Below are 23,280 nucleotides of genomic sequence, written 5' to 3'. Positions count from 1 at the left end.
GAAGTGAGTATGCGACGTATCGCGGTGATGGGTGCTGCCGGGCGCATGGGCAAGACCCTGGTCGAGGCCGTGCAGGCGCGCTCGCCGGCCTCCGGGCTGACGGCGGCGATTGTTCGTCCCGGCAGCACCTTGATTGGTGCGGACGCCGGTGAGTTGGCGTCCCTGGGGCGGATCGGCGTTTCGTTGTCCGGCAATCTGGAGCAGGTTGCCGACGAGTTCGACGTGCTGATCGATTTCACCCTGCCGGACGTGATGCTGAAAAACCTGGCGTTCTGCCGCAAGGCGGGCAAGGCCATGGTGATCGGCACAACGGGCCTGAGCGCCGAGCAAAAGCAGCTGCTGGTGGAGGCGGGCAAGGATATTCCAATCGTGTTCGCGGCCAATTTCAGCGTCGGCGTCAATCTGTCGCTGAAGCTGCTCGACATGGCGGCGCGGGTGATGGGTGATGAGGCTGACATCGAGATCATCGAGACTCATCACCGGCACAAGATCGATGCGCCGTCCGGTACGGCATTGCGTATGGGCGAGGCGATTGCCGATGCCCTGGGTCGTGACCTGTCGAAGGTGGCGGTGTATGGCCGCGAAGGCCATACCGGTGCCCGCGCCCACGACACCATCGGTTTTGCCACCGTTCGCGGCGGTGATGTGGTGGGCGATCACACCGTGCTGTTCGCAACCGAGGGTGAGCGTCTTGAGATCACCCACAAGGCGTCTAGCCGCATGACGTTCGCCAAGGGTGCTGTACGTGCGGCGCTGTGGCTGGAGGGTCGTACGCCGGCCCTGTACGACATGCGTGACGTGCTGGACCTGCATTAAGAAGTAGCTAAAACGGGGTCTCAGGAATATGCTGAGGCCCCGTTTTTACCCGCTAGGCGACGTCCTGTCGCATTCCCCTGCCTTTAAGGCTCATTAGCGGTGGACCAAAAAAGCCTTTTTCTGTAAGCTACAGCTTTAGTGTGTCCACTAAAAGCGCGCAGAATAATTCAGTGAAGAAGCGGGGTGACGTGTCCATACGTCACTCCGCTTTTTTACAACCTGCGATCGCCCTTTCAGGCTTTATTTACGGGAGGTCTTCTTGACTAAGCCAGCCATACTCGCCCTTGCTGATGGCAGCATTTTTCGCGGCGAAGCCATTGGAGCCGACGGTCAGACCGTTGGAGAGGTGGTGTTCAACACCGCCATGACCGGCTATCAGGAAATCCTTACTGATCCTTCCTACGCCCAACAGATCGTTACCCTGACCTATCCGCACATCGGCAACACCGGTACTACACCGGAAGACGCCGAGTCTGATCGTGTCTGGTCGGCTGGCCTGGTCATTCGTGACCTGCCACTGGTAGCGAGCAACTGGCGTAACACGATGTCCCTGTCCGATTACCTGAAAGCCAACAACGTTGTGGCGATCGCCGGTATCGATACGCGTCGCCTGACACGTATCCTGCGTGAAAAAGGCTCGCAGAACGGCTGCATCATGGCCGGTGACAACATCTCCGAAGAAGCAGCGATTGCAGCGGCCCAAGGTTTCCCTGGCCTGAAAGGCATGGATCTGGCGAAAGTCGTCAGCACCAAGGAAACGTACGAGTGGCGCTCCACCGTCTGGGACTTGAAGACCGACAGCCACGCGACCATCGAAGCTTCCGAACTGCCGTACCACGTCGTGGCCTACGACTACGGTATCAAGCACAACATCCTGCGCATGCTGGTCGAGCGCGGTTGCCGCGTGACCGTGGTGCCTGCGCAGACCCCGGCCAACGACGTACTGGCCCTGCAGCCGGACGGCGTGTTCCTGTCCAACGGCCCGGGTGACCCGGAGCCTTGCGACTACGCCATCAAGGCGATCAAGGAAGTGCTGGAAACCGAGATCCCGGTGTTCGGCATCTGCCTCGGCCACCAACTGCTGGCCCTGGCTTCCGGCGCCAAGACCCTGAAAATGGGTCACGGCCACCACGGTGCCAACCACCCGGTGCAAGATCTGGACACCGGCGTCGTGATGATCACCAGCCAGAACCACGGTTTTGCGGTGGATGAAGCGACGCTGCCGGGCAACGTCCGGGCGATTCACAAGTCGCTGTTCGACGGTTCCCTGCAAGGTATTGAGCGCACCGACAAGAGCGCGTTCAGCTTCCAGGGCCACCCTGAAGCAAGCCCGGGCCCGAACGACGTAGCGCCGCTGTTCGACCGTTTCATCAATGAGATGGCCAAGCGACGCTAACTGAGCGGCCTGAGGGCGGCCCGGGAAACCGGCGGCCCCCTCGGGCTCTTCAAAGATTGTTCAAGACGGCTTGCCGACTGACCTGCGGATTTGAGTGACAAACCCATGCCAAAACGTACAGACATAAAAAGCATCCTGATTCTCGGCGCTGGCCCGATCGTGATCGGCCAGGCCTGCGAATTCGACTACTCCGGCGCCCAGGCCTGTAAGGCCCTGCGCGAAGAGGGCTACCGCGTCATCCTGGTGAACTCCAACCCGGCCACCATCATGACCGACCCGGACATGGCCGACGCCACCTACATCGAGCCGATCAAGTGGCAGACCGTTGCCAAGATCATCGAGAAAGAGCGTCCGGACGCCCTGCTGCCAACCATGGGTGGCCAGACCGCCCTGAACTGCGCACTGGACCTGGAGCGCGAAGGCGTCCTGGAGAAGTTCGGCGTAGAGATGATCGGCGCCAATGCCGACACCATCGACAAGGCTGAAGACCGTTCGCGTTTCGACAAGGCCATGAAGTCCATCGGCCTTGATTGCCCGCGTTCCGGTATCGCCCACAGCATGGAAGAGGCCAGCGCGGTCCTGGAGCGCCTGGGCTTCCCGTGCATCATCCGTCCGTCCTTCACCATGGGCGGCACCGGCGGCGGTATCGCTTACAACCGTGAAGAGTTCGAAGAAATCTGCGCCCGCGGCCTGGACCTGTCTCCGACCAAAGAGCTGCTGATCGACGAATCCCTGATCGGCTGGAAAGAATATGAGATGGAGGTTGTCCGCGATAAGAAGGACAACTGCATCATCGTCTGCTCGATCGAAAACTTCGACCCGATGGGCGTGCACACCGGTGACTCGATCACCGTTGCGCCGGCACAGACCCTGACGGACAAGGAATACCAGATCATGCGTAACGCCTCTTTGGCGGTGCTGCGTGAGATCGGTGTGGAAACCGGTGGCTCCAACGTCCAGTTCGGCATCTGCCCGGACACTGGCCGCATGGTTGTGATCGAGATGAACCCGCGTGTATCGCGTTCTTCGGCGCTGGCATCGAAAGCTACCGGCTTCCCGATTGCGCGCATCGCCGCCAAGCTGGCGATCGGTTACACCCTGGACGAGCTGCAGAACGAAATTACCGGCGGCGCAACGCCGGCTTCCTTCGAGCCGTCGATCGATTACGTCGTCACCAAGCTGCCACGCTTCGCTTTCGAGAAATTCCCGAAAGCCGACGCCCGCCTGACCACTCAGATGAAGTCGGTCGGTGAAGTCATGGCCATCGGCCGGACCTTCCAGGAGTCCCTGCAGAAAGCCCTGCGCGGCCTGGAAGTGGGCGTTTGCGGTCTGGACGAGAAGCTCGACCTGAGCAACCCGGAAAGCATGAGCGTGCTCAAGCGCGAGCTGACCGTGCCGGGTGCCGAGCGTATCTGGTACGTGGCCGATGCTTTCCGCGCCGGCATGACCGTCGAAGACATCTTCGGCATGAACATGATCGACCCGTGGTTCCTGGTGCAGATCGAAGATCTGATCAAGGAAGAAGAGAAGGTCAAGACCCTCGGCCTGTCCTCCATCGACCGCGACCTGATGTTCCGCCTCAAGCGCAAAGGTTTCTCCGACATGCGTCTGGCCAAGCTGCTGGGCGTGACCGAGAAGAACCTGCGCACCCATCGCCACAAGCTGGACATCTTCCCGGTCTACAAGCGCGTTGATACCTGTGCGGCCGAGTTCGCCACCGACACTGCATACATGTACTCCACCTACGAGGAAGAGTGCGAAGCCGCGCCGTCGGGCCGCGACAAGATCATGATCCTGGGCGGCGGTCCAAACCGTATCGGCCAAGGCATCGAGTTCGATTATTGCTGCGTACACGCCGCTCTCGCCCTGCGCGAAGACGGGTACGAGACCATCATGGTCAACTGCAACCCGGAAACTGTTTCCACTGACTACGACACTTCCGACCGTCTGTACTTCGAGCCGGTAACGCTGGAAGACGTACTGGAAATCTGCCGTGTCGAGAAGCCAAAAGGCGTGATCGTCCAGTACGGCGGCCAAACCCCGTTGAAACTGGCTCGCGCACTTGAAGCTGCTGGCGTGCCGATCATCGGCACCAGCCCTGACGCTATCGACCGCGCCGAAGACCGTGAGCGCTTCCAGCAGATGGTTGAGCGCCTGAACCTGCGTCAGCCGCCAAACGCCACTGTGCGCAGCGAAGACGAAGCGATCCGCGCGGCCAGCAAGATTGGTTACCCGCTGGTGGTGCGTCCGTCCTACGTACTGGGTGGCCGGGCGATGGAAATCGTCTACGAAGAAGACGAACTCAAGCGTTACCTGCGTGATGCGGTGAAAGTGTCCAACGACAGCCCGGTGCTGCTGGACCACTTCCTCAACTGCGCCATCGAGATGGACGTGGATGCGGTCTGCGACGGCACCGACGTGGTGATCGGCGCGATCATGCAGCACATCGAACAGGCTGGCGTTCACTCCGGTGACTCCGCTTGCTCGCTGCCGCCATACTCGCTGCCTGCACACATCCAGGACGAGATGCGCGAACAGGTCAAGAAAATGGCCCTGGAGCTGGGCGTGGTCGGCCTGATGAACGTACAGTTGGCGCTGCAAGGCGAAGACATCTACGTCATCGAAGTCAACCCGCGCGCCTCGCGTACCGTGCCGTTTGTTTCCAAGTGCATCGGTGTTTCCCTGGCAATGATTGCTGCCCGTGTGATGGCCGGTAAGACCTTGAAGGAAATCGGCTTCACCAAGGAAATCATTCCGAACTTCTACAGTGTGAAAGAGGCGGTGTTCCCATTCGCCAAATTCCCTGGTGTGGACCCGATCCTGGGCCCGGAGATGAAGTCCACCGGTGAAGTGATGGGCGTGGGCGATACCTTCGGTGAAGCATTCGCCAAAGCCCAGATGGGCGCCAGCGAAGTGCTGCCTACCGGCGGTACTGCGTTCATCAGCGTGCGCGATGATGACAAGCCGCTGGTTGCAGGCGTGGCCCGTGATCTGATCAACTTGGGCTTCGAAGTCGTGGCCACTGCCGGGACCGCCAAGCTGATCGAGGCTGCCGGCCTGAAAGTGCGTCGCGTGAACAAGGTAACGGAAGGCCGTCCACACGTGGTCGACATGATCAAGAATGACGAAGTCACCCTGATCATCAACACCACCGAAGGTCGCCAGTCGATCGCGGACTCCTACTCCATTCGTCGTAACGCCTTGCAGCACAAGATCTACTGCACCACCACCATTGCTGCTGGCGAAGCTATCTGCGAAGCGCTGAAGTTCGGTCCTGAAAAAACCGTGCGTCGCTTGCAGGATCTACACGCAGGATTGAAGGCATGATCAAATACCCAATGACCGTCCAGGGCGCAAAAGCCCTGGAAGAAGAGCACGCCCACCTGACCAAGGTCGTCCGTCCAAAGCTGAGCCAGGACATCGGTACGGCCCGGGAATTGGGTGACCTGAAGGAAAACGCTGAATACCATGCTGCCCGCGAGCAGCAAGGTATGGTCGAGGCGCGGATCCGTGACATCGAAGGCCGCCTGCAGAATTCGGTGGTTATCGACGTCACGACCATCCCGCATACCGGCAAGGTGATTTTCGGCACCACCGTGGAAATCGCCAACGTCGAGACTGACGAAAGCGTGGTTTACCACATCGTGGGTGAAGACGAGGCCGACTTCAAACTCGGCAAGATCTCCGTCGGTTCGCCGCTGGCCCGCGCCTTGATTGCCAAGGAAGAGGGTGACGTGGTGGCCGTCAAGACGCCTGGTGGCGTGATCGAGTACGAGATTGTCGAAGTTCGTCACATCTGAAAGACGGCGCCCGCTTCGTGCGGGCGCCATGCTTTGGCAGTTTGCCCAGATGCTTTGGGTTGGCGGCCTATGGCTGTTACATATTGGTGTGCTGCCGGCGCTGGGCCTGATTGGCCTGGCACCGTTGCTGATCGATGAGGTCAGCGGATTATTAAGCGCGTTGCTGGTAGGTTTTGCAGCAGCGTGCGTGACGCTTCAGGCGCTGGTGCTGATCAAGGCCGAAGGCTTGGGGAGTCTGTGGCGGGATATTCGCGGGCAACTGCTGTTGATGGCGCTGTATGCGTGCGCAATGTTTTGCGTGGTGCGTATCTTTCTGCCGGAGGCGTTGCGCTGGCAGCTGTTCAGCTATCTTGTGCTAGGGTTTTCCGGGTTGGTGCTGGTTGTACAGCCGGCGCCAGGATGGAGTGGCAGGGCGTGCGAAGCACGCCCGTGACCCTTGTTTCACTTGAAGCGGTGTACGTTCGACAGTTGCTTGTTGGCGCTGAAGTTCTTGCGATACAGCAGCGCCATCTTGCCGATGACCTGAACCAGGTCCGCTTTGCCAGCCTTGCACAGTTCTGCAATAGCTGCCAGGCGCGCCTCGCGATCAAGGATGCTGACCTTGATCTTGATTAGCTCGTGATCGCCCAATGCGCGTTCAAGTTCGGCTAACACACCTTCAGTCAAACCGTTGTCAGCCACAATCAAAACTGGTTTCAGATGGTGGCCAATGGATTTGTACTGTTTCTTCTGCTCTTGAGTGAGCGGCATAATCTGACCCCTGCGTCTGATCTTGTAAAAAGCGGCGGCCAGTTTACCCGAGCGAGTCCGGGACCGCCCAGTTAATCACGACCCGTTTTATTTTCGAGGTGGCCCGTGGCCCGTTCCAAAACTAGCCTTAAGTGGCTGCAAGAGCATTTCAACGACCCTTACGTCAAAATGGCGCAAAAGGATGGCTACCGTTCCCGGGCCAGCTACAAACTGCTGGAGATCCAGGAAAAGGACAAGTTGATCCGTCCTGGCATGAGCGTTATCGACCTGGGTGCCGCCCCGGGTGGCTGGTCCCAGGTGACCAGTCGTCTGATTGGTGGACAAGGTCGTTTGATCGCTTCCGACATCCTGGAAATGGACAGCATCCCTGACGTGACCTTTGTTCACGGCGATTTTACCCAGGATGAAGTGCTGGCACAGATCCTTGAGGCCGTCGGAAATTCGCAGGTAGACCTTGTGATTTCCGATATGGCCCCCAATATGAGTGGATTACCGGCTGTTGATATGCCGCGAGCCATGTTCCTGTGCGAATTGGCACTGGACCTGGCAGGACGGGTACTGCGTCCGGGTGGTGACTTCCTGGTCAAGGTCTTCCAGGGTGAAGGCTTCGACGAGTATCACAAGAACATCCGCAAACTGTTCGACAAGGTACAGACACGCAAGCCTGACTCTTCCCGGGACAGGTCTCGCGAGCAGTATTTGCTGGGTCGCGGCTTCCGTGGCATTGAAGGCGCTGCCAGTGAAGAGCGTTTTTGAGAAATTTGACGGAGGCGATAGGTTTTTTTATATCGCTTTCGTCATGAAGCTTTACGAATATTGTGTAGTCAAAGTTTCACAAAGGGTTACAGACGGCGCCTGCCAGAGTTGTAGGTAATGTAGTAAGTTAGGCCGGTGAATATCATGCGAAGCACGCGCCAGTAGCGGAGCTTGCTTCAGAGGGTAGTTAATTGAACGATATGGCAAAGAATCTGATCCTGTGGTTGATCATCGCGGCTGTCCTCGTGACGGTGATGAACAACTTCTCCAGCCCTAACGAGCCGCAGACCCTCAACTATTCCGACTTCATCCAGCAAGTTAAGGATGGTAAGGTCGAGCGCGTAGCAGTTGATGGCTACGTGATTACCGGCAAGCGCAACGATGGCGACAGCTTCAAGACCATCCGTCCGGCAATCCAGGACAATGGCCTGATCGGCGACCTGGTGGATAACCACGTGGTTGTCGAAGGCAAGCAGCCTGAGCAGCAGAGCATCTGGACCCAGCTCCTGGTGGCCAGCTTCCCGATACTGGTGATTATCGCCGTGTTCATGTTCTTCATGCGCCAGATGCAAGGTGGTGCGGGAGGCAAGGGCGGGCCGATGAGTTTCGGCAAGAGCAAGGCGCGCCTGCTCTCCGAAGACCAGGTGAAAACTACCCTGGCTGACGTTGCCGGTTGCGACGAAGCCAAGGAAGAAGTGGGCGAACTGGTTGAATTCCTGCGCGATCCGGGCAAGTTCCAGCGCCTGGGTGGCCGTATTCCTCGCGGTGTGCTGATGGTTGGCCCGCCAGGTACCGGTAAAACCCTGTTGGCCAAGGCCATTGCCGGCGAAGCCAAAGTACCTTTCTTCACCATTTCCGGTTCCGACTTCGTCGAAATGTTCGTCGGTGTAGGTGCCAGCCGTGTTCGCGATATGTTCGAACAGGCCAAGAAGCACGCTCCGTGCATCATCTTCATCGATGAAATCGACGCCGTTGGTCGCCATCGTGGCGCCGGCATGGGCGGCGGTCATGATGAGCGTGAGCAGACGCTTAACCAGTTGCTGGTTGAGATGGACGGCTTTGAAATGAACGACGGCATCATCGTGATCGCCGCAACCAACCGTCCAGACGTACTCGACCCCGCGTTGCTGCGTCCGGGCCGTTTTGACCGTCAGGTCGTTGTCGGTTTGCCAGACATCCGCGGTCGTGAGCAGATCCTGAAAGTACACATGCGCAAAGTGCCAATGGGCGACGACGTGGCTCCGGCCGTGATTGCCCGTGGTACTCCAGGCTTCTCCGGTGCCGACCTTGCCAACCTGGTGAACGAGGCGTCGCTGTTTGCCGCCCGTACCGGCAAGCGCATCGTTGAAATGAAGGAGTTCGAGCTGGCGAAAGACAAGATCATGATGGGCGCAGAGCGCAAATCCATGGTCATGTCCGAGAAAGAGAAGCAGAACACCGCTTATCATGAAGCCGGTCACGCCATTGTTGGCCGCGTTGTGCCTGAGCATGACCCAGTCTACAAGGTATCGATCATTCCTCGTGGCCGGGCGCTGGGCGTCACCATGTTCCTGCCGGAAGAGGATCGCTACAGCCTCTCCAAGCGTGCCTTGATCAGCCAGATCTGCTCGCTGTATGGCGGCCGGATCGCCGAAGAGATGACCCTGGGCTTCGACGGTGTTACCACCGGTGCCTCCAACGACATCATGCGTGCCAGCCAGATTGCGCGGAACATGGTGACCAAGTGGGGTCTGTCGGAGAAACTCGGTCCTTTGATGTATGCCGAGGAAGAAGGCGAAGTATTCCTGGGTCGCGGTGGTGGTGGTCAAGCTGCCAGCTTCTCCGGCGAGACAGCCAAGCTGATCGACTCCGAGGTGCGCAGCATCATTGACCAGTGCTACGGCACGGCCAAGCAGATCCTCACCGACAACCGCGACAAGCTCGACGCCATGGCTGATGCCTTGATGAAGTACGAGACCATTGATGCCGAGCAGATTGACGACATCATGGCTGGTCGTACGCCTCGCGAGCCTCGCGATTGGGAAGGTGGTTCGGGTACTTCGGGCACGCCGCCAGTGGTACAGAACGAACGCCCTGAAGCCCCGATCGGCGGCCCGGCTGCTGACCATTAAGGTTTGAAATGACTTCTGCGTTGTCCTCGACCCGGTTGCCTTGCGGCAGCCGGGTTCTTGATTTGGCCCATACACACGTTATGGGCATTCTTAATGTAACCCCTGATTCCTTTTCCGATGGTGGTCGCTTCAGTCAGCTTGATGCTGCGTTGCGCCATGCGGAAGCGATGGTGGCTGCCGGTGCGACTCTGATTGACGTCGGTGGCGAATCAACCCGGCCCGGCGCGCGCGCAGTTTCTCCCCTGGAGGAACTGGAACGGGTTGCTCCGATTGTCGAGCGCATCCATCAAGAGCTGGACGTCATCATCTCTGTCGACACCTCGACCCCTGCCGTTATGCGCGAAACTGCGCGGCTGGGAGCAGGGTTGATCAACGATGTGCGCTCTTTGCAGCGCGATGGCGCTCTGGATGCGGCCGCCGCGACGGGGCTGCCGGTTTGTCTGATGCATATGCTTGGCGAGCCGGGCACGATGCAGGACGACCCGCATTACGACAATCTGGTCGGTGAAGTGAAAGGTTTTCTTGCCGAGCGCATGGCTCAATGCGCGGCGGTGGGGATTGCTCCCGAGCGGATAATCCTCGACCCGGGATTTGGCTTTGCCAAGACCTTGCAGCACAATTTAAGCCTGTTCAAGCATATGGAATCCCTGCATGCCCTTGGTCGCCCCTTGTTGGTCGGGGTTTCGCGCAAGAGCATGATAGGTCTGGCGTTGAATCGTCCCGTGGGTGAGCGGCTGCATGGCGGCCTGGCACTTGCGGCACTTGCCGTGGTCAAGGGTGCGCGCATCTTGCGCGTGCATGACGTGGCCGAGACGATAGATGTAGTGCGGATGATCGCAGCGGTTGAATCAGCCGAATAAGAATGATGGAGCACTTATGACTAAAAAGTATTTTGGCACCGATGGCATTCGCGGTCGGGTCGGCGAATTCCCGATTACTCCCGATTTCATGCTCAAGCTGGGCTGGGCCGCCGGCATGGCGTTCCGCAGCATGGGGGCCTGCCGTATCCTGGTGGGTAAGGACACGCGTATCTCGGGTTATATGTTTGAGTCTGCGCTGGAGGCAGGTCTGTCTGCTGCCGGCGCTGATGTGATGCTGTTGGGGCCGATGCCTACGCCGGCGATCGCTTACCTGACGCGTACCTTTCATGCTGAAGCCGGTATCGTGATCAGCGCTTCGCACAATCCCCATGATGACAATGGCATCAAGTTCTTCTCGGGCCAGGGCACCAAGCTGCCGGATGAGATCGAGCACATGATCGAAGAGTTGCTGGATGCGCCGATGACCGTCGTCGAATCGAGCAAGCTGGGCAAGGTATCGCGGATTAACGACGCTTCCGGCCGTTACATCGAATTCTGCAAAAGCAGCGTGCCTAGCAGCACCAATTTTGCCGGGTTGAAGGTCGTCATCGACTGCGCCCACGGCGCGACGTACAAAGTCGCACCGAGTGTGTTCAAGGAGCTTGGCGCAGACGTTACTGTACTGTCGGCGCAGCCGAACGGCCTGAACATCAACGACAACTGCGGCTCAACCCACATGGGGCAGTTGCAGGCGGCTGTCCTGGCTGAGCATGCCGACTTGGGCATCGCGTTCGATGGTGATGGCGACCGCGTATTGATGGTCGACCACACTGGCGCGATCGTCGATGGCGACGACCTGTTGTTCATCATCGCCCGTGACCTGCATGAGCGTAACAAGCTGCAAGGCGGCGTCGTCGGTACCTTGATGAGCAATCTTGGCCTGGAGCTGGCCCTGGCAGATCTGGGGATCCCGTTTGTGCGCGCCAATGTCGGTGACCGCTACGTGATTGCCGACCTGCTGGAGCGTAATTGGCAGGTGGGTGGCGAAAATTCCGGTCATATCGTCTGCTTCCAGCACACGACTACCGGGGATGCGATCATTGCGGCGCTGCAGGTGCTGCTGGCGCTGCGTCGCCGTGAAGAAAGCCTGGCCCAGGCGCGGCAGGCGTTGCGCAAGTGCCCGCAAGTGCTGCTCAACGTGCGCTTTGCAGGCGGTGACAACCCTATCGAGCATCCGGCTGTCAAAGAGGCCAGTGAGCGCGTGACTGCCGCCATGGCGGGGCGTGGTCGGGTCTTGCTGCGCAAGTCGGGTACCGAGCCTTTGGTGCGTGTAATGGTCGAGGGCGAGGACGAAACACAGGTTCGCGGCTATGCCGAAGAGCTGGCAAAACTGGTAACTGAAGTTTGCGCCTGAATTCGGCTTGCCAGTGATGATGTGGTTGGGTAACATCTGCGCCCACTTTGACCGACGAGGTACAGCATGCGTCGCACTATGGTAGCTGGTAACTGGAAGATGCACGGTACCCGCGCCAGTGTCGCTGAGCTGATCAATGGCCTTCGTCATTTGGCCTTGCCTAGCGGTGTTGATGTCGCGGTATTCCCGCCTTGCTTGTATATCAATCAAGTGATTGATGGCTTGAAAGGCAAGTCGATCCAGGTCGGCGCGCAGAACTCTGCGGTGGAATCCATGCAAGGTGCGTTGACCGGTGAGATTGCACCGAGTCAGCTGGTTGATGCGGGTTGCTCCCTGGTGCTTGTTGGGCACTCCGAGCGCCGCCAGATCATGGGCGAGCGTGATGGGACACTCAATCGCAAATTCGCGGCGGCACAGGCTTGCGGCTTGGTTCCGGTGTTGTGCATAGGGGAGACCCTTGAGCAGCGTGAGTCCGGTAAAACTCTTGAGGTTGTCGGGCGTCAGCTGGGCAGCATCATCGAGGAGCTGGGAGTCGGTGCCTTTGCAAATGCAGTAATTGCTTACGAGCCGGTCTGGGCCATTGGCACCGGGCTGACTGCTTCGCCGCAACAGGCGCAGGATGTGCACGCAGCCATCCGCGCGCAGTTGGCGGCAGAGAATTCTGAGGTCGCACGAGGTGTGCGGCTTCTATACGGCGGCAGCGTGAAGGCGGCCAATGCGGTCGAACTGTTCGGCATGCCGGATATCGATGGGGGGCTCATTGGTGGGGCTTCCCTGAATGCAGATGAGTTCGGTGCGATTTGTCGCGCCGCGGGAAACTGAAAAAATGCTGGAAACAGTCATCGTTGTTTTTCATCTGCTGGGTGCACTGGGCGTAGTTGCTCTGGTTTTGCTGCAGCAGGGTAAAGGTGCGGACGCTGGTGCGTCTTTCGGGGCAGGTGCTTCAAATACTGTGTTCGGAAGCCAAGGTTCCTCTACCTTTCTTAGTAAGTTTACTGCTATACTTGCCGCCGGTTTCTTCATAACCAGCTTGGGGTTAGGTTACTTTGCTAAAGAGAAAGCTCATGTGCTGACTCAAGTAGGTCTCCCAAACCCAGCAGTGTTGGAAGTACCAAAAGCAAAACCGGCTTCTGATGATGTCCCGGTGCTTCAAGAGCAAAAGTCGGCTACTCCAGCGACTGACGTACCTCCAGCTCAAGAGCAGAAGTAAGAAGGTTGTAAACGCTGTATTGCCGAGGTGGTGGAATTGGTAGACACGCAACCTTGAGGTGGTTGTGCCCATAGGGTGTAGGGGTTCGAGTCCCCTTCTCGGTACCAATTATCAGGAGAGCCCGCTGTTGCGGGCTTTCTTGTAGGTGGAAGGTTACATTGACCCTGTAAGGGATCGGTCGTATACTTCCGCCCCAGCTTTGTCGCGGGGTGGAGCAGTCTGGTAGCTCGTCGGGCTCATAACCCGAAGGTCGTCGGTTCAAATCCGGCCCCCGCAACCAGTTTTAGCGGAGCCCCTTTTAAGGGGCTTTTTGTTAGCTGGACACTTTCAACGCCGCTGTTCGACGGCGTTTCAAGGATGGGCGTTTCGCCCATTTTTTTATTTTGCACAGCATGCACATACATGCACGAGGGGGTTCAGGTGTCGAGCAAGCTAGAAGAGTTGCAGGCCTTGTTGGCCCCGGTGGTCGTGGCCCTAGGCTATGAATGCTGGGGTATTGAGTTTTCGGCTCAAGGTCGCCACTCAATGTTGCGCGTTTATATCGATAAAGAGGGCGGCGTGCTGGTGGACGATTGTGCCATTGTCAGCCGTCAGATCAGCGGTGTCCTGGATGTTGAAGATCCGATCTCCGTTGAATACACCCTCGAAGTTTCCTCGCCTGGCATGGAACGCCCACTGTTCACTATTGATCAGTTTGCAAAATTTGCCGGTGAACAAGTGAAGATCAAGCTGCGCTCTCCCTTTGAAGGGCGACGCAACTTTCAGGGCCTTCTGCGCGGTGTAGAAGAGCAGGACGTCGTGGTGCAGGTAGAAGACCATGAGTTCTTGTTGCCGATCGATATGATCGACAAGGCCAACATTATTCCCAGTTTTGACTGAGACGCGGATCCCGCGGATCCAATGGCTTGCGAAAGGCGAGGCGTACGATGAGCAAAGAAGTACTGCTGGTTGTTGAGTCGGTATCCAATGAAAAGGGCGTACCGGCAAACGTGATTTTTGAAGCGCTGGAGCTGGCCCTGGCCACTGCTACCAAAAAGCGTTTTGAAGACGAAGTTGATCTGCGTGTGGAAATCAACCGCCACACCGGTGCCTACGAGACTTTCCGTCGCTGGACGGTCGTCGAAGAAGCCGATCTTGATGATCCGGCCATCGAAACCTGGCCGAGCAAGGTTGCTGAAACGCATCCGGGCGCCCAGGTCGGTGATGTCGTCGAAGAAAAGATCGAATCCATCGAGTTCGGCCGCATCGCTGCACAGACTGCCAAGCAAGTCATCGTGCAGAAGGTCCGCGAAGCCGAGCGCGCTCAAGTCGTTGACGCTTATCGCGAGCGCCTGGGGGAAATCATCTCCGGCACCGTGAAAAAAGTCACCCGCGACAACGTGATCGTCGACCTGGGTAACAACGCTGAAGCGTTGCTGGCCCGCGAAGACATCATTTCCCGCGAAACTTTCCGGGTTGGCGTGCGCTTGCGTGCGCTGCTCAAGGAAATCCGCACCGAGAACCGCGGCCCTCAGTTGATCCTGTCGCGTACCGCGCCGGAAATGCTGATCGAGCTGTTCCGCATCGAAGTGCCGGAAATTGCCGAAGGCCTGATCGAAGTCATGGCTGCGTCCCGCGATCCGGGTTCACGCGCCAAGATCGCGGTCCGCTCCAAGGACAAACGCATCGACCCGCAAGGCGCTTGCATTGGTATGCGCGGTTCGCGCGTCCAGGCAGTGTCGGGCGAATTGGGCGGTGAGCGTGTGGACATCGTCCTGTGGGACGATAATCCTGCGCAGTTCGTGATCAACGCAATGTCGCCTGCTGAAGTGGCGGCAATTATCGTTGACGAGGATGCCCATGCAATGGACATCGCCGTTGGCGCAGACAATCTGGCTCAGGCCATCGGTCGCGGTGGTCAGAACGTACGTTTGGCCAGCCAGTTGACCGGCTGGACCCTGAACGTGATGACCGAATCGGACATCCAGGCTAAGCAGCAAGCAGAAACCGGTGACATTCTGCGCAACTTCATCGACGAGCTGGAAGTCGACGAAGACCTGGCACAGGTGCTGGTAGATGAAGGCTTCACCAGCCTGGAAGAGATTGCCTACGTACCGTTGGAAGAAATGCTCAACATCGACGGCTTTGACGAAGACACCGTCAACGAGCTTCGCGCTCGGGCCAAGGATCGTTTGTTGACTAAAGCCATCGCTACTGAGGAAAAGCTGGCAGACGCCCATCCGGCCGAAGACCTGCTCTCGCTTGAGGGTATGGACAAGGATTTGGCGATGGAACTGGCGGTGCGCGGCGTAATTACCCGCGAAGACCTGGCCGAGCAGTCTATTGACGACCTGCTCGACATCGACGGCATTGACGATGATCGTGCCGGCAAGTTGATCATGGCCGCCCGAGCCCATTGGTTCGAGTAATTAGGCGCGGCCTGAGGAGAGAAGTGCATGACGCAAGTCACGGTGAAACAACTGGCCGATGAGGTCAAAACACCGGTAGAGCGCCTGTTGCAGCAGATGCGTGAGGCAGGTCTGCCGCACACCGCCGCCGATGAAGGTGTGAGCGATAGTGAGAAGCAGTCTTTGCTGACTCACTTGAAGAGCAGCCACAAGGCGAAAGTGGAAGAACCGCGCAAGATTACATTGCAGCGCAAAACCACCAGCACCCTGCGTGTTGCTGGCAGCAAGAGCATCAGCGTTGAAGTACGCAAGAAGAAAGTCTTCGTACAGCGCAGCCCGGAAGAAATCGAAGCCGAGCGCAAACGCGAACTGGAAGAACGTCGCGCAGTAGAAAATGCTGCTCGTCAGAAGGCTGAAGAAGAAGCCAAGCGTCGCGCCGAAGAAGAAGCGCGTCGCCAGCCTGCTGCTGCGCAACCTGCTAACACTGAGGCCGTTGCTGCGCCTAGCGCGCCTGTTGAAGCTGTTCGTGAGGCCGCTCCGGTTGCCGCCGCGCCAGCTCCTGCAGCCGACGCTCGCAAACGCGAAGAACCTCGCCGCCCGGACAAACCACGTGCCGACGATAACAATCGTCGTGGCAGTGGCGATGGTGAGCGCAAAAACGCTCCACATCGTGCTTCGGTCAAAGAGAAGGCCCCAGCGCCACGCGTTGCCCCACGTACTACCGACGAAGAAAGCGACAGCTTCCGTCGCGGTGGTCGCGGCAAGGCCAAGCTGAAGAAGCGCAACGCCCACGGTTTCCAGAGCCCAACCGGCCCTGTCGTGCGTGATGTGCAGATCGGCGAGACCATCACTGTTGGCGACCTCGCCAATCAGATGTCGGTCAAGGCTGCTGAAATCATCAAGTTCATGTTCAAACTGGGTACCCCAGCGACCATCAACCAGGTACTGGACCAGGAAACTGCCCAACTGGTTGCTGAAGAGCTGGGCCACAAAGTGACCCTGGTCAGCGACACCGCCCTGGAAGATTCCCTGGCCGAGTCCCTGAAGTTTGAAGGCGAGACGTTCTCCCGTGCGCCAGTCGTGACCGTAATGGGCCACGTTGACCATGGTAAGACCTCGCTGCTCGACTATATCCGTCGTGCCAAGGTAGCTGCAGGCGAAGCCGGCGGCATCACCCAGCACATCGGTGCATACCACGTTGAAACCGAACGCGGCATGGTCACCTTCCTCGACACCCCTGGTCACGCCGCGTTTACCGCCATGCGTGCCCGTGGTGCCAAGGCGACTGACATCGTGATCCTGGTAGTTGCAGCGGACGACGGCGTAATGCCGCAGACCATTGAAGCTGTCCAGCACGCTAAAGCCGCTGGTGTTCCTCTGGTTGTTGCAGTGAACAAAATCGACAAGCCGGGCGCCGATCTCGATCGCATCCGTAGCGAACTGTCGGTTCACGGCGTGACTTCCGAAGAGTGGGGCGGTGATACGCCATTCGTTTCGGTTTCGGCGAAAGTCGGTACCGGTGTAGACGAACTGCTCGAAGCTGTCCTGCTGCAAGCCGAAGTTCTCGAACTGAAAGCAACTCCATCGGCCCCAGGTCGTGGTGTTGTGGTTGAATCGCGTCTCGACAAGGGTCGTGGCCCGGTTGCAACCGTTCTGGTTCAAGACGGTACCCTGCGCCAAGGCGACATGGTCCTGGTCGGTTCGAACTATGGCCGTGTACGTGCCATGCTCGACGAGAACGGCAAGCCAATCAAGGAAGCCGGTCCTTCCATCCCTGTCGAGATCCTCGGCCTGGACGGTACCCCGGACGCTGGCGACGAGATGAGCGTGCTGTCGGACGAGAAGAAAGCCCGTGAAGTGGCTCTGTTCCGTCAAGGCAAGTTCCGCGAAGTCAAGCTGGCCCGTGCTCACGCCGGCAAGCTGGAAAACATCTTCGAGAACATGGGCCAGGCAGAGAAGAAGACGCTTAACATCGTCCTCAAATCTGACGTTCGTGGTTCCCTCGAAGCGTTGAACGGCGCCTTGAATGGCCTGGGTAACGACGAAGTGCAAGTGCGTGTGGTCGGCGGCGGTGTCGGTGGTATCACCGAATCCGATGCCAACCTGGCGCTGGCCTCCAACGCTGTACTGTTCGGCTTCAACGTGCGTGCCGATGCTGGCGCACGGAAGATCGTCGAGCAGGAAGGCCTGGACATGCGTTACTACAACGTCATCTACGACATCATCGAAGACGTCAAGAAAGCCCTCACCGGCATGCTTGGCAGCGACGTCCGGGAGAACATCCTGGGTGTGGCCGAGGTGCGTGATGTGTTCCGCTCGCCGAAATTCGGCGCGATCGCCGGTTGCATGGTTATCGAAGGTGTTGTGCACCGTAACCGTCCAATCCGTGTACTGCGTGAAGACATCGTTATCTTCGAAGGCGAGCTGGAATCCCTGCGCCGCTTCAAGGATGACGCTTCCGAAGTACGTGCCGGCATGGAATGCGGTATTGGCGTCAAGAGCTACAACGACGTCAAGGCGGGTGACAAGATCGAAGTCTACGAGAAGGTCCAGGTTGCTCGCAGCCTCTAACTCGCGTACTTCAAGGGCCACGCAGCGCCCGGGCATGCAAATGCCTGGCGCTGTGTCCGGACTCTAAACGCAACGCCCGGTCTGGCTTTTGTCAGGCCGGGCGTTTGCCGCTTTCAGACCCCACGGGTTTCACCGTGTGGCAGCAACAGGTAACAAGACATGGCAAAAGAATACAGCCGTACCCAACGTATCGGCGATCAGATGCAGCGTGAGCTGGCACAGCTGATCCGTCGTGAAGTAAAAGACCCACGTGTTGGCCTGGTCACCATCACCGCCGTTGAAGTCAGCCGTGACGTTGGTCACGCCAAGATCTTCATCACCGTGATGGGCCAGGACAACAGCGAAGAAATCGCGCAAAGCATCAAGGTGCTCAACTCCGCCGCAGGTTTCCTGCGTATGCAGTTGGCCCGTGAAATGAAGCTGCGCAGCGTTCCTCAGTTGCACTTCCACTACGACGAAAGTGTCGTGCGTGGCGCGCACCTGTCGGCACTGATCGAGCGGGCCGTGGCTGAAGACAATCAGCACCCGGAATCCGCCACGCCTGAAGACGCCAAGGAGTAATCGGTGGCTCAGGTCAAACGTATCCGTCGTAATGTCAGCGGCATCATTCTGCTCGACAAGCCCATTGGTTTTACCTCCAATGCGGCGTTGCAGAAGGTTCGCTGGCTGCTCAATGCCGAGAAGGCAGGGCACACCGGCAGCCTCGACCCCTTGGCCACCGGCGTGTTGCCGTTGTGCTTCGGCGAGGCCACCAAGTTTTCGCAATACCTGCTCGATTCCGACAAGGGCTACGAGACCCTGATGCAACTGGGCAAGACCACCACCACGGCAGACGCCGAAGGTGATGTTTTGCAGGTTCGCGAGGTGACCGTTGGTCGTGCTGATATCGAAGCTGCCTTACCTGCTTTTCGTGGGCAAATCAGTCAGATACCGCCGATGTACTCGGCTCTCAAGCGTGATGGCCAGCCTCTATACAAGCTGGCACGTGCAGGGGAAGTGGTGGAGCGCGAACCGCGTTCTGTTACTATTGCGCGCTTGGAATTGCTCGCCGCTGAAGGCGACACCGCCCGGTTGGCGGTGGACTGCAGCAAAGGCACCTATATCCGTACCCTCGTGGAAGATATCGGTGAGCAACTAGGCTGTGGCGCATACGTTGCAGAACTGCGACGCACCCAGGCAGGCCCTTTCACCCTGGCCCAGACGGTCACGCTGGAAGAGCTGGAAGCGGTACATGCCGAAGGCGGCAACGAAGCGGTTGATCGCTTCCTGATGCCATCGGACAGCGGTTTGCTGGATTGGCCATTGCTGCACTTCTCGGAGCACAGCGCGTTCTACTGGCTTAACGGCCAGCCGGTACGTGCACCGGATGCCCCGAAGTTCGGCATGGTACGGGTACAAGATCACAACGGTCGCTTTATCGGTATCGGTGAAGTGAGCGAAGACGGGCGCATCGCGCCGCGTCGACTGATTCGGTCAGAATGACCGAAACCAGTTTGTGGTAAAAGCGCAGTAGCTTTTACTCAAACTGGAACGAGGGTGGCTGTTAGCAGGCATGGTCACTACTCATTTTTAGATACAGGGATTTGTCCCTGGCCTGTTGAAACTGCCCTTTGGGTGGTTTCCTGAAAAAAGGATTGCCTCATGGCTCTCGACGTTCAAGAAAAAGCACAAATCGTTGCTGACTATCAGCAAGCTGTTGGTGACACTGGTTCGCCAGAAGTGCAAGTTGCACTGCTGACCCACAACATCAACAAGCTGCAAGGTCACTTCAAGGCCAACGGTAAAGATCACCACTCCCGTCGTGGTCTGATCCGCATGGTAAACCAGCGCCGTAAGCTGCTGGACTACCTGAAAGGCAAGGATCTGGGTCGTTATCAGACTCTGATCGGTCGCCTGGGTCTGCGTCGCTAATAAGCGATTGCGCTAGAGGTTGGTTGGCTGTCGTGTGTCAGTGGGTTTCCCGCTGGCCCATGGCAGGCTTCCAGCCTCAAGTTTTATCTGGATACACGTTTTACCCTGGACAGGCGTTGGGCCGATTCCCGACATTGCCCAAGAATTTCGCAAGAAGACAAGTTCCCCAAGAGCCACAAAGAAGGTAGGACACCGTGAACCCGGTTATCAAAAAATTCCAGTTCGGTCAGTCGACCGTTACCCTCGAGACAGGCCGTATCGCCCGTCAAGCCTCCGGCGCAGTGCTGGTTACCGTTGACGACGACGTCACCGTATTGGTGACCGTTGTAGGCGCCAAGACCGCTGACCCAAGCAAAGGCTTCTTCCCTCTTTCCGTTCACTACCAGGAAAAGACTTACGCTGCAGGTAAGATCCCTGGTGGTTTCTTCAAGCGTGAAGGCCGTCCTTCCGAGAAAGAAACCCTGACTTCCCGACTGATCGACCGTCCGATCCGTCCGCTGTTCCCAGAAGGCTTCATGAACGAAGTGCAGGTTGTCTGCACCGTCGTTTCCACCAGCAAGAAGACCGATCCGGACATCGCTGCGATGATCGGTACCTCGGCGGCCCTGGCCATCTCCGGTATTCCTTTCGATGGCCCGATCGGCGCTGCCCGTGTTGCATTCCACGAAAGCACCGGCTACCTGCTGAACCCGACTTACGAACAGCAGAAAGCTTCGAGCCTGGACATGGTCGTTGCCGGTACTTCGGAAGCCGTGTTGATGGTTGAATCGGAAGCCAAAGAGCTGACCGAAGACCAGATGCTGGGCGCTGTACTGTTTGCTCACGACGAGTTCCAGGTTGTGATCAACGCTGTCAAGGAACTGGCCGCTGAAGCTGCCAAGCCAACCTGGACCTGGGCTCCTCAGCCAGAAGCTACCGCACTGCTGGGCGCTATCCGCTCCGAGTTCGGCACCGCTATCTCCGACGCCTACACCATCACCATCAAGGCCGACCGTTACGCTCGCCTGGGTGAGCTGAAGGACCAGGTTGTTGCCAAGCTTTCCGGTGAAGAAGGCCAGCCTTCTTCCAGCGAAGTCAAAGCAGCCTTCGGCGAAATCGAATACCGCACCGTTCGCGAAAACATCGTTAACGGCAAGCCACGTATCGACGGCCGCGACACCCGCACCGTACGTCCGCTGAACATCGAAGTCGGCGTTCTGCCAAAAACCCACGGTTCGGCCTTGTTCACCCGCGGTGAAACCCAGGCCCTGGTTGTTGCAACACTGGGTACTGCCCGTGACGCACAGCTGCTGGACACCCTGGAAGGCGAGAAAAAAGACCCGTTCATGCTGCACTACAACTTCCCTCCGTTCTCGGTAGGTGAGTGTGGTCGCATGGGTGGCGCTGGTCGTCGCGAAATCGGTCACGGCCGTCTGGCCCGTCGTTCGATTGCAGCCATGTTGCCTGCCGCCGACGTGTTCCCGTACACCATTCGCGTTGTGTCGGAAATCACCGAGTCCAACGGTTCCAGCTCCATGGCTTCGGTCTGCGGCGCTTCCCTGGCTCTGATGGATGCCGGCGTTCCGATGAAGGCACCGGTTGCCGGTATCGCCATGGGCCTGGTTAAAGAAGGCGAAAAGTTCGCCATCCTGACCGACATCCTGGGCGACGAAGACCACCTGGGCGACATGGACTTCAAAGTAGCCGGTACCGCCAAAGGTGTTACCGCGCTGCAGATGGACATCAAGATCAAGGGCATCACCGAAGAAATCATGGAAATCGCTCTGGGCCAAGCCCTGGAAGCGCGCCTGAACATCCTCGGTCAGATGAACCAGATCATTGGCCAGTCCCGTACCGAACTGTCGGAAAATGCTCCGACCATGATCGCGATGAAAATCGACACCGACAAAATCCGTGATGTTATCGGTAAAGGCGGCGCGACCATTCGTGCGATCTGTGAAGAGACCAAGGCTTCGATCGACATCGAAGACGACGGCTCGATCAAGATCTTCGGCGAAACCAAGGAAGCGGCTGAAGCGGCACGTCAGCGCGTCCTGGGTATCACTGCTGAAGCCGAGATCGGCAAGATCTACGTCGGTAAGGTTGAGCGCATCGTCGACTTCGGCGCATTCGTCAACATCCTGCCGGGCAAGGACGGTCTGGTTCACATCTCCATGCTGAGCGATGCTCGCGTTGAGAAAGTGACCGACATCCTGAAAGAAGGCCAGGAAGTGGAAGTGCTGGTACTGGACGTGGACAACCGCGGCCGTATCAAGCTGTCCATCAAGGACGTAGCAGCAGCCAAGGCTTCGGGCGTTTAATCACCCCGTCGCTGCAAGCTGAAAAAGGACTCTTCGGAGTCCTTTTTTTATGCCTGCGGGAAACTGTTGCGAAATCAGGCGTTTAGCCATACCCCAAAAGCCGCAACTTGCATGCAGGCACGTTCGTCTTCATGCAAGTTGCACGATTCCGAAAATCACCTGTTTTCATAACGTGTTGTTTTATAAGGATTTAATTGGCCACGTCGAGTTGGCACACTGTCTGCAATATCCCTGTTAACGCTGCAGCATCAAGGTTTACGTACTGCAGACTTTTAATAAAACAGGAGTTACTCGTATGAAGAAGTTCGCTCTCGCTACTGCTACCGCTCTGACCCTGGCCATGGGTGCTAACGTAGCCTTTGCTCAGACTTCCCAAGCCCCTATGACGCTGGCGGCCGGTGAAGTCACCAAGGCTAAAGAGTCCACTTCGGATACCTGGATCACCACCAAAGTCAAAGCTGACCTGCTGACCGAGAAAGGTATTCCTGGTTCGGACATTAAGGTTGAGACCAACAAAGGTGTGGTTTCCCTGTCCTCGACAGTTGCTATCTCTGACGCTCAGAAAGCTACTGCTGTAGCGATCACCAAGAAAATCAAAGGCGTAACCGCAGTTTCGGCTGACGGCCTGATGGCTGGCGGCGCTACAAAGGCTGATAACGTCGACAAAACCAAAAGCGCAGCTGCTGGTGCCAAAGAGTCCACCTCGGACACTTGGATCACCACCAAAGTGAAAGCTGACCTGGTAACCGAGAAAGGTATTCCTGGCACCGACATCAAAGTCGAAACCAACAAAGGTGTAGTTTCCCTGTCGTCGACCGTCGCAGTGACTGAAGCGCAGAAAACCACCGCGGTGAACATCACCAAGAAAATCAAAGGCGTTAAAGCTGTATCGGCCGACGGCCTGAAAGCAGAGTAACGCTTAACGAATCGCCTGAGCTAGGCGGAGGCGGCCACGAGCGAGTCTAGTTATCCGCTCAATGCACCTCACAGGTTCATGCGACCGACCACACGGATGTGGTCATTACAGGCCCCGGCACTTGTGTCGGGGCCTGTTCTAT

20 protein-coding genes and 2 tRNA genes are annotated in these 23,280 nt (G+C 57.9%); 21 read left to right on the top strand and 1 reads right to left on the bottom strand.

Features of this window, described 5'->3' with window-relative positions:
- Window positions 1-9: 9 nt before the first annotated feature.
- The 5 genes from dapB (at window position 10) to HX801_RS02995 (ending at window position 6,445) form a co-directional block, all read left to right on the top strand.
- A complete protein-coding gene (gene dapB / locus HX801_RS03015; RefSeq protein WP_134325716.1) occupies window positions 10-816 on the top strand; it encodes a 4-hydroxy-tetrahydrodipicolinate reductase in 807 nt (268 codons plus the stop codon).
- Between the two features lie 259 nt (window positions 817-1,075).
- Window positions 1,076-2,212: a glutamine-hydrolyzing carbamoyl-phosphate synthase small subunit gene (gene carA, locus HX801_RS03010; protein WP_003212214.1), complete on the top strand. Its 1,137-nt coding sequence runs from the start codon at window positions 1,076-1,078 to the stop codon at window positions 2,210-2,212.
- A gap of 105 nt (window positions 2,213-2,317) precedes the next feature.
- Window positions 2,318-5,539 (top strand): carbamoyl-phosphate synthase large subunit, encoded by a 3,222-nt coding sequence (gene carB / locus HX801_RS03005; RefSeq protein ID WP_177021525.1) that lies wholly within the window; start codon window positions 2,318-2,320, stop codon window positions 5,537-5,539.
- Window positions 5,536-6,012, top strand: coding sequence for a transcription elongation factor GreA (gene greA, locus HX801_RS03000; RefSeq protein WP_003212209.1), 477 nt, complete (start codon window positions 5,536-5,538; stop codon window positions 6,010-6,012). Before carB ends, greA begins: the two co-directional genes overlap by 4 nt.
- 28 nt (window positions 6,013-6,040) lie before the next feature.
- Window positions 6,041-6,445: a hypothetical protein gene (locus HX801_RS02995; protein ID WP_003212207.1), complete on the top strand. Its 405-nt coding sequence runs from the start codon at window positions 6,041-6,043 to the stop codon at window positions 6,443-6,445.
- 8 nt (window positions 6,446-6,453) lie between these two features.
- On the opposite strand, the gene yhbY is transcribed toward HX801_RS02995, so the two are convergent.
- Window positions 6,454-6,762, bottom strand: coding sequence for a ribosome assembly RNA-binding protein YhbY (gene yhbY, locus HX801_RS02990; protein ID WP_003212205.1), 309 nt, complete (start codon window positions 6,760-6,762; stop codon window positions 6,454-6,456).
- Window positions 6,763-6,867: 105 nt separating this feature from the next.
- Between yhbY and rlmE the strand changes: the two genes are divergently transcribed.
- The 16 genes from rlmE (at window position 6,868) to HX801_RS02910 (ending at window position 23,138) form a co-directional block, all read left to right on the top strand.
- Window positions 6,868-7,518: a 23S rRNA (uridine(2552)-2'-O)-methyltransferase RlmE gene (rlmE, locus tag HX801_RS02985; RefSeq protein ID WP_003212203.1), complete on the top strand. Its 651-nt coding sequence runs from the start codon at window positions 6,868-6,870 to the stop codon at window positions 7,516-7,518.
- Window positions 7,519-7,718: 200 nt separating this feature from the next.
- On the top strand, window positions 7,719-9,629 hold the full coding sequence (gene ftsH / locus HX801_RS02980; protein WP_008436840.1) for an ATP-dependent zinc metalloprotease FtsH: 1,911 nt from the start codon (window positions 7,719-7,721) through the stop codon (window positions 9,627-9,629).
- A gap of 8 nt (window positions 9,630-9,637) precedes the next feature.
- The gene (gene folP, locus HX801_RS02975; RefSeq protein ID WP_087693399.1) at window positions 9,638-10,489 is read left to right on the top strand and encodes a dihydropteroate synthase; all 852 of its coding nucleotides are present in this window, start codon (window positions 9,638-9,640) and stop codon (window positions 10,487-10,489) included.
- Between the two features lie 16 nt (window positions 10,490-10,505).
- Window positions 10,506-11,843, top strand: coding sequence for a phosphoglucosamine mutase (gene glmM, locus HX801_RS02970; RefSeq protein ID WP_003212196.1), 1,338 nt, complete (start codon window positions 10,506-10,508; stop codon window positions 11,841-11,843).
- Between the two features lie 66 nt (window positions 11,844-11,909).
- Window positions 11,910-12,665: a triose-phosphate isomerase gene (gene tpiA / locus HX801_RS02965; RefSeq protein ID WP_003212194.1), complete on the top strand. Its 756-nt coding sequence runs from the start codon at window positions 11,910-11,912 to the stop codon at window positions 12,663-12,665.
- Between the two features lie 4 nt (window positions 12,666-12,669).
- Window positions 12,670-13,053 (top strand): preprotein translocase subunit SecG, encoded by a 384-nt coding sequence (gene secG / locus HX801_RS02960; protein WP_026078118.1) that lies wholly within the window; start codon window positions 12,670-12,672, stop codon window positions 13,051-13,053.
- Window positions 13,054-13,074: 21 nt separating this feature from the next.
- Window positions 13,075-13,160 (top strand) — tRNA-Leu (locus tag HX801_RS02955).
- 96 nt (window positions 13,161-13,256) lie between these two features.
- Window positions 13,257-13,333, top strand: a tRNA-Met gene (locus HX801_RS02950).
- Window positions 13,334-13,473: 140 nt separating this feature from the next.
- Window positions 13,474-13,932 carry a ribosome maturation factor RimP gene (gene rimP, locus HX801_RS02945; protein WP_003235029.1) on the top strand — a complete coding sequence of 153 codons (459 nt, stop codon included), beginning with the start codon at window positions 13,474-13,476 and terminating at the stop codon, window positions 13,930-13,932.
- 47 nt (window positions 13,933-13,979) lie between these two features.
- Complete coding sequence (gene nusA, locus HX801_RS02940; protein WP_003212187.1) at window positions 13,980-15,461, top strand: transcription termination factor NusA; 1,482 nt, start codon at window positions 13,980-13,982, stop codon at window positions 15,459-15,461.
- Between the two features lie 27 nt (window positions 15,462-15,488).
- Window positions 15,489-18,011, top strand: coding sequence for a translation initiation factor IF-2 (gene infB, locus HX801_RS02935; protein ID WP_003212186.1), 2,523 nt, complete (start codon window positions 15,489-15,491; stop codon window positions 18,009-18,011).
- Between the two features lie 159 nt (window positions 18,012-18,170).
- Window positions 18,171-18,572 (top strand): 30S ribosome-binding factor RbfA, encoded by a 402-nt coding sequence (gene rbfA / locus HX801_RS02930; protein WP_003212184.1) that lies wholly within the window; start codon window positions 18,171-18,173, stop codon window positions 18,570-18,572.
- A 3-nt stretch (window positions 18,573-18,575) separates the two neighbouring features.
- Entirely contained in the window at window positions 18,576-19,493 is a 918-nt protein-coding gene (gene truB / locus HX801_RS02925) for a tRNA pseudouridine(55) synthase TruB (protein ID WP_003212182.1), read from the top strand.
- Window positions 19,494-19,652: 159 nt separating this feature from the next.
- Window positions 19,653-19,922, top strand: a complete 270-nt coding sequence (gene rpsO, locus HX801_RS02920) for a 30S ribosomal protein S15 (protein WP_003177875.1) — start codon at window positions 19,653-19,655, stop codon at window positions 19,920-19,922.
- Window positions 19,923-20,116: 194 nt separating this feature from the next.
- Window positions 20,117-22,222, top strand: a complete 2,106-nt coding sequence (gene pnp, locus HX801_RS02915; RefSeq protein ID WP_003212180.1) for a polyribonucleotide nucleotidyltransferase — start codon at window positions 20,117-20,119, stop codon at window positions 22,220-22,222.
- Between the two features lie 295 nt (window positions 22,223-22,517).
- Entirely contained in the window at window positions 22,518-23,138 is a 621-nt protein-coding gene (locus HX801_RS02910) for a BON domain-containing protein (RefSeq protein WP_003212178.1), read from the top strand.
- Window positions 23,139-23,280: the final 142 nt, after the last annotated feature.

Origin of the sequence: Pseudomonas sp. G1002, from assembly GCF_013385455.1 — a bacterium.
Lineage (GTDB): Bacteria > Pseudomonadota > Gammaproteobacteria > Pseudomonadales > Pseudomonadaceae > Aquipseudomonas.
This window is presented reverse-complemented; position numbering and strand designations above follow the sequence as displayed.

What these genes read in the sequence shown, in the direction of transcription:
- dapB (WP_134325716.1), top strand. Translation starts at nt 10, where the DNA reads ATGCGACGTATCGCGGTGATGGGTGCTGCCGGGCGCATGGGCAAGACC.
- carB (WP_177021525.1), top strand. Translation starts at nt 2,318, where the DNA reads ATGCCAAAACGTACAGACATAAAAAGCATCCTGATTCTCGGCGCTGGC.
- greA (WP_003212209.1), top strand. Translation starts at nt 5,536, where the DNA reads ATGATCAAATACCCAATGACCGTCCAGGGCGCAAAAGCCCTGGAAGAA.
- HX801_RS02995 (WP_003212207.1), top strand. Translation starts at nt 6,041, where the DNA reads ATGCTTTGGCAGTTTGCCCAGATGCTTTGGGTTGGCGGCCTATGGCTG.
- yhbY (WP_003212205.1), bottom strand. Translation starts at nt 6,762, where the DNA reads ATGCCGCTCACTCAAGAGCAGAAGAAACAGTACAAATCCATTGGCCAC.
- ftsH (WP_008436840.1), top strand. Translation starts at nt 7,719, where the DNA reads ATGGCAAAGAATCTGATCCTGTGGTTGATCATCGCGGCTGTCCTCGTG.
- folP (WP_087693399.1), top strand. Translation starts at nt 9,638, where the DNA reads ATGACTTCTGCGTTGTCCTCGACCCGGTTGCCTTGCGGCAGCCGGGTT.
- glmM (WP_003212196.1), top strand. Translation starts at nt 10,506, where the DNA reads ATGACTAAAAAGTATTTTGGCACCGATGGCATTCGCGGTCGGGTCGGC.
- tpiA (WP_003212194.1), top strand. Translation starts at nt 11,910, where the DNA reads ATGCGTCGCACTATGGTAGCTGGTAACTGGAAGATGCACGGTACCCGC.
- secG (WP_026078118.1), top strand. Translation starts at nt 12,670, where the DNA reads ATGCTGGAAACAGTCATCGTTGTTTTTCATCTGCTGGGTGCACTGGGC.
- nusA (WP_003212187.1), top strand. Translation starts at nt 13,980, where the DNA reads ATGAGCAAAGAAGTACTGCTGGTTGTTGAGTCGGTATCCAATGAAAAG.
- infB (WP_003212186.1), top strand. Translation starts at nt 15,489, where the DNA reads ATGACGCAAGTCACGGTGAAACAACTGGCCGATGAGGTCAAAACACCG.
- rbfA (WP_003212184.1), top strand. Translation starts at nt 18,171, where the DNA reads ATGGCAAAAGAATACAGCCGTACCCAACGTATCGGCGATCAGATGCAG.
- rpsO (WP_003177875.1), top strand. Translation starts at nt 19,653, where the DNA reads ATGGCTCTCGACGTTCAAGAAAAAGCACAAATCGTTGCTGACTATCAG.
- HX801_RS02910 (WP_003212178.1), top strand. Translation starts at nt 22,518, where the DNA reads ATGAAGAAGTTCGCTCTCGCTACTGCTACCGCTCTGACCCTGGCCATG.